The organism is uncultured Campylobacter sp. (assembly GCF_937949835.1).
Lineage (GTDB): Bacteria > Campylobacterota > Campylobacteria > Campylobacterales > Campylobacteraceae > Campylobacter_B.
The window spans coordinates 1-4,986 of the sequence record NZ_CALEDC010000503.1; the positions used below are offsets into that span (position 1 = coordinate 1).

Here is a 4,986-nt window from a genome sequence, read left to right on the forward strand (position 1 = left end):
CAAAACTCTGGATACCGCTTCTCGTAAAAACGGCGCGCAAGATATCAAAAGCGGCACCGATCGTAAAATTTTAAGCTCGCAAAATCCTGCAAGCGGCGCCGACGCAAAAGATGAACGCGGCGTAAGAAGTGCAGACGGCGGGACAGACCTAGGAGATTTAAAATCTCATCCGCAAGCAAATGAGCCCGCCGCGGCAAATCCTAAAGATGAGGCGGATATCCACAGGCGGCGCAGCGCAGATTACGAAGCTTCAAACTCGCAAAATCCCGCCGCAAATTCTAAAAATCAGCTCGCGGATGAGCCCTGCATAAGCAGGGAGTGCGTGAGCGCTCATATCCGCCGTACGGGCACTTTGCCGCAAAATTTCATCACGAAAAAGCAGGCGGGCGAGCTTGGCTGGCAGGGCGGCGATCTGTGGCGATACGCGCGCGGCAAGAGCATAGGCGGCGATCGTTTCGGCAATTTTGAGCGCAGATTACCTGATAAAAAGGGGCGGATCTGGCGCGAGTGCGACATCGAGTATCGCGGCGGCTCGCGCGGCGCGAAGCGGCTGATATTTTCAAACGACGGGCTGATCTTCTACACCGCCGATCATTACGAAAGCTTCGAGCGCGTGCAATGAGTTTAAATTTTAAAACGCGCAGCGCCGCAAAGATCATCATCGACGGCGCAAAGATTAAGCGCAAAGATCAAATTTTCGCGCTGTTTGCCGCAGCGCTGGATTTTAAGCCCGAATATGTCGCAAATTTAGACGCGCTTTACGACGCGCTGGGCGAGCGAGGCGGACGGATCTTAGTCGTCATCAAAAGGGGCGGAATTTTAAAGCTAAGGCTGGGCAAATTTTATGATATTTTGCTGGATGTTTTGCGCAGCGGCGAGGTGAAAATTTTAATCTTATGAGCTTGCGCGGCAGCCATTCCGCTTTAAGGCTAAATTTTGCCGATGCAAAGATAGGTTTGTTTCGGCACAGTTTCGAGCGCGCCGTTAAAATTTACTGAATTTAGAGCTTATTAAAAGAGGCGATTTTGGAAATTTCGCTCACAAAGCTCACGCGGTCAAATTTAAACTCAAGCCCATACCGCCAATCTTTGCGGCGCGGGTTTTTAAACTCGTAAAGCTTAACTGTCTCCGTTTCAAATTTAATCTTAAGCGAGAGATACCAGTAGCTCCAGATCCCGCACGGACAGCCCAGTAGGACGACGCTTCGCTCGCTGCTAGCCGCAAGCTGTCCGTTAGGCAAGAGCACGTCCAAAAAGAGCTTTTTGAAATCGATCAAGCTTTTAAGTAGGCGTAGCCTCCCGCGATGCTAGCTTGCCCCTCTTTCGCCGCAAAGCTTTGCTCGCGCCGCTTAATCAGTTCAAGCAGGAGCTCGCCGTTTATCGCAACGACGACTTCGGTAAAGCTTTCGCCCTCAATTTCGTAATCGTTTAGGTAAAATTTAATGCTATCCATGCGGCAATCTCGCTAAATGATCTATTTTGCGCCGTATTTGCACCGACCTATTAAAATTTCGGCGCAGTTTATCGAATTTGAAGTGAAATTCGGTTTAAAACTTAAAATTTGTCGCCAAAGCGCAAAGAAAATAGAGATTTTTAAAATTTAGATATTTCGGGCTTGCGGAGCTTGCTTTCAGTGAGCGCAAACTTAAATTCACAAAAAAGCTCAATTTGCATAGATGAAAGAAGCGAAAATAAAAGGTTGAATTTTATGCAGATCAAAGAGGTCGAAACGAGAGTTAAAATTTTACGGATAAAGAAGTCGAAATTAGAAACGAGGGGTTAAATTTAATTCGCTTTTGCGGGCGCTTAAATTTAACCCCGCCGCGGCTACATCATTTCGCCGTTTTTGTGCTCATATTCGGTGTAGGTTACCGGAATATCCTTCTTGCCTTTTCCCGGTGTATACACTCCCTCTCCACGTTTGAAAAGAAGCTCGATGCCTTCGTCGTTCGTAAGCATTATGCCGCTTGCGGAAGCCGCGCGTTTGAGATTATGCTTTTTACCCTTTTCATCGGTTAACACGCCCGTTGCGAACATATCGTTCGAGCTAAGGCTGATGCGCTTATCTCCGGTCTCTCCTAGCAGAAATACGATCGTATGCGCTACGGACTCTTGCTTTTGCTGCGGAGCCGTATCGGCCTTAGGTTGGCTGCATCCGCTTAAAATCGCGATTGCCGCTAATGACGAGAATACAATTCGTCTCATTTTTTCTCCTTTAAAAAAAGTTCGCGAATTATATAGCCAAAAAGTAAATCCTAGATTTCGCGACTTTTTATTTAATCAAAGATTAACCCAAATTTAGTAAAATTCCAGCTGAAAACATCCCAAATAAGGAGAACCTTATGGCAGTAAAAATCGCAATTAACGGCTTTGGAAGGATCGGTAGGTGCGCGGCTAGAATTGCGCTAAGCAGGGACGATGTAGAGCTTGTGGCGATCAACGATACCGCTAAGCGCGAGCTTACGAGATACCTGCTTCAATACGACACCGTTCACGGCGAGTTTCGTAAAAAAGTAGAAATTCTAAGCGACGAATGCATAGCCGTAGACGGCAAAAAGATCCGCGTCTATTCCACTAGAGAGCCTGCGGAGCTTGATTTTGCGGGCGATGGTGCAGAAGCTGTGCTTGAATGTACTGGTGCGTTTTTAACGAGCGAAAAATGCAAGCCGTTCATAGATAACGGTATCGGCGTAGTCGTAATGAGCGCGCCTGCCAAGGATGATACGCCTACTTTTGTAATCGGCGTTAATGAGGGTGCTTATGCAGGACAGCGCGTCATCTCAAACGCTAGCTGCACCACTAACGGCCTGGCTCCGATTGCAAAAATTTTAGACGACGAGCTTGGTATCGAAAAGGGTCTTATGACGACGATTCATGCTTATACGCACGGACAGAGCTTGGTTGATGTAAAAGCCAAGGACTTTCGCCGTTCACGCGCCGCAGCTCTTAATATCGCTCCGACTACTACGGGCGCGGCAAAAGCGATTAGTAAGGTACTTCCGCAGCTAAGCGGTAAGATGCACGGACAATCTGTGCGCGTGCCGGTGGCTAACGTTTCGATGGTTGATCTAACGGTGCTGACGTGCAAGCAGACGAGCGCCGAGGAACTAAATGAAATTTTCCGCCGCTATGCCAATAAAGAGATGAAAGGAATTTTGCTCGTAGACGACGATAGCCGTGTCAGCAGCGATTTTTGTACTTCAGAATACTCCAGCATCGTAGCTAGCGACTGCACGCAGGTAATTGACGGCAATCTGATAAAAGTGATGAGCTGGTATGACAACGAGTGGGGATATAGCGAGCGCCTCATCGATTTAGCCCTATATGCGGCAAAAAGAAGGAAATAAGATGGGCGAAATTCTTTCGATTAAAGATTTGAAATTTAAAGACGGCGCGCGCGTTTTTGTCAGGTGCGATTTTAACGTGCCGATGGATGAGTTTTGTAATATTACGGACGATCGTCGCATCCGTTCGTCTATCCCTACGATTAAATATTGCTTAGACGAGGGCTGCGCGGTAATTTTAGCCAGCCACTTAGGACGCCCGAAAAACGGATACGAAGAAAGACTTAGCCTAAAGCCTGTGGTAAAGAGGCTATCTAGGCTTTTGGAGCGCGAGATAAAATTTGTCTCCGACGTCGCGGGCGAGGAGGCAGGAGCTGCGGTAAATTCGCTTAAAAAGGGCGAAGTGCTTCTGCTGGATAATCTGCGTTTTGAAAAGGGCGAGAGCAAAAACGACGAAGCACTAGCTAAGAGGCTTGCGAGCTACGCGGAATTTTATATCAACGACGCTTTTGGTGTATGCCACCGCGCGCATGCTTCGGTGGAGGCGATTACGAAATTCTACGATGAGGCACACAAGGCAGCGGGATTTTTGCTGCTAAAAGAGATAAAATTCGCCAAAGACCTTATTAAAGATCCTGCGCGTCCTTTCGTAGCCGTAACGGGCGGCAGCAAAGTAAGCGGCAAGCTTCAGGCGCTTAAAAATTTACTTCCTAAAGTCGATAAGCTCATCATCGGAGGCGGCATGGCGTTTACGTTTTTAAAAGCCGTCGGATATGACATCGGCAAATCTTTGCTCGAAGAGGATCTAATCGAGGAAGCAAAAAATATTCTCCGCAATGCTCGCGAGCTTGGGGTTAAAATTTATATCCCCGTCGATGCCGTCGCAGCTCCGCAATGCTCGCAAGATGCCGTTACAAAAAAGGTTACCGTCCAAGAAATTCCAAGCGATTGGATGGGGCTAGATATCGGGCCTGCGACCGTAGCGCTTTTTAAAGAGGCCCTAGACGATGCACAAACGATCTGGTGGAACGGACCGATGGGGGTTTTTGAGATCGATAAATTCGCTCGCGGCAGCCTGCATATATCGCACGCGATCGCAGATAGCGACGCCACGACCGTAGTGGGCGGCGGCGATACTGCAGATGTCGTCGAACGCGCTGGTAACGCTGATGATATGACTTTTATTTCTACCGGAGGCGGCGCGAGCTTAGAACTCATCGAGGGCAAGGAGCTGCCGGGCGTGCGAGTGCTTACTGCTAAAACGGAGCTGCGATGATACTGGCAGCGAATCTTAAATGCAACCATACTCGCGCTAGTTTTGAGCGGTATGCTAAAGCTTTGGATGAAGGCTTAGCGGGCGGAATTTCGCGCGAGGATGAAATTTTAGTTTTTCCTCCCGCTAGCGCATTTTGCGCGAAGGCGAAAAATTTTACTCAAGGCGCGCAAAATTTCTATCCTGCCGCGCACGGCAGCTTTACGGGCGAGATCGGTGGCGATATGCTGGCGGAATTTGACATCAAAACCGTTCTTATCGGACATAGTGAGCGGCGCGCTATTTTGGGCGAGAGCGCGGAGCTGATAAGAGAGAAATTCAGTTTTGCCGCAGCGCAGGGCTGGCGCATCGTTTTTTGCGTCGGCGAGGATGAGGCGGCATTTGCGCAAGATCACAGCCAAGAGTTTGTAGCTGCACAGCTTGAGGGTAT

At 48.6% G+C, this 4,986-nt stretch carries 8 protein-coding genes; 5 read left to right on the forward strand and 3 right to left on the reverse strand.

The features are described 5' to 3' along the window. Positions 1-622 (forward strand): ribonuclease domain-containing protein (locus tag Q0256_RS11125; RefSeq protein WP_367271966.1); only part of this gene is annotated, 622 nt, incomplete at its 5' end. After that, on the forward strand, positions 619-900 hold the full coding sequence (locus Q0256_RS11130) for a barstar family protein (RefSeq protein ID WP_297963098.1): 282 nt from the start codon (positions 619-621) through the stop codon (positions 898-900). The genes Q0256_RS11125 and Q0256_RS11130, both read left to right, overlap by 4 nt. A 100-nt stretch (positions 901-1,000) precedes the next feature. Here Q0256_RS11130 and Q0256_RS11135 read toward each other — a convergent pair whose 3' ends face one another. The 3 genes from Q0256_RS11135 to Q0256_RS11145 all read right to left on the reverse strand — a co-directional run bounded on the left by Q0256_RS11135 (position 1,001) and on the right by Q0256_RS11145 (position 2,204). After that, a complete protein-coding gene (locus tag Q0256_RS11135; protein ID WP_297963100.1) occupies positions 1,001-1,276 on the reverse strand; it encodes a hypothetical protein in 276 nt (91 codons plus the stop codon). Continuing rightward, a complete protein-coding gene (locus tag Q0256_RS11140) occupies positions 1,273-1,452 on the reverse strand; it encodes a hypothetical protein (RefSeq protein WP_297963101.1) in 180 nt (59 codons plus the stop codon). Before Q0256_RS11140 ends, Q0256_RS11135 begins: the two co-directional genes overlap by 4 nt. A gap of 374 nt (positions 1,453-1,826) precedes the next feature. Beyond that, positions 1,827-2,204, reverse strand: coding sequence for a hypothetical protein (locus Q0256_RS11145; protein WP_297963103.1), 378 nt, complete (start codon positions 2,202-2,204; stop codon positions 1,827-1,829). Positions 2,205-2,341: 137 nt separating this feature from the next. On the opposite strand from Q0256_RS11145, the gene gap reads away from it, so the two are divergent. The 3 genes from gap to Q0256_RS11160 form a co-directional block, all read left to right on the forward strand. Further along, positions 2,342-3,346, forward strand: coding sequence for a type I glyceraldehyde-3-phosphate dehydrogenase (gene gap, locus Q0256_RS11150; protein WP_297963106.1), 1,005 nt, complete (start codon positions 2,342-2,344; stop codon positions 3,344-3,346). Position 3,347: 1 nt separating this feature from the next. Continuing rightward, positions 3,348-4,559, forward strand: a complete 1,212-nt coding sequence (gene pgk, locus Q0256_RS11155; protein ID WP_297963109.1) for a phosphoglycerate kinase — start codon at positions 3,348-3,350, stop codon at positions 4,557-4,559. Continuing rightward, positions 4,556-4,986: triose-phosphate isomerase (locus tag Q0256_RS11160; RefSeq protein ID WP_297963112.1), on the forward strand; the 431-nt coding region annotated here is incomplete at its 3' end. The genes pgk and Q0256_RS11160, both read left to right, overlap by 4 nt.

Coding starts and splice junctions, on each gene's coding strand:
- Q0256_RS11130 (WP_297963098.1), top strand. CDS start 619: ATGAGTTTAAATTTTAAAACGCGCAGCGCCGCAAAGATCATCATCGAC.
- Q0256_RS11140 (WP_297963101.1), bottom strand. CDS start 1,452: ATGGATAGCATTAAATTTTACCTAAACGATTACGAAATTGAGGGCGAA.
- Q0256_RS11145 (WP_297963103.1), bottom strand. CDS start 2,204: ATGAGACGAATTGTATTCTCGTCATTAGCGGCAATCGCGATTTTAAGC.
- gap (WP_297963106.1), top strand. CDS start 2,342: ATGGCAGTAAAAATCGCAATTAACGGCTTTGGAAGGATCGGTAGGTGC.
- pgk (WP_297963109.1), top strand. CDS start 3,348: ATGGGCGAAATTCTTTCGATTAAAGATTTGAAATTTAAAGACGGCGCG.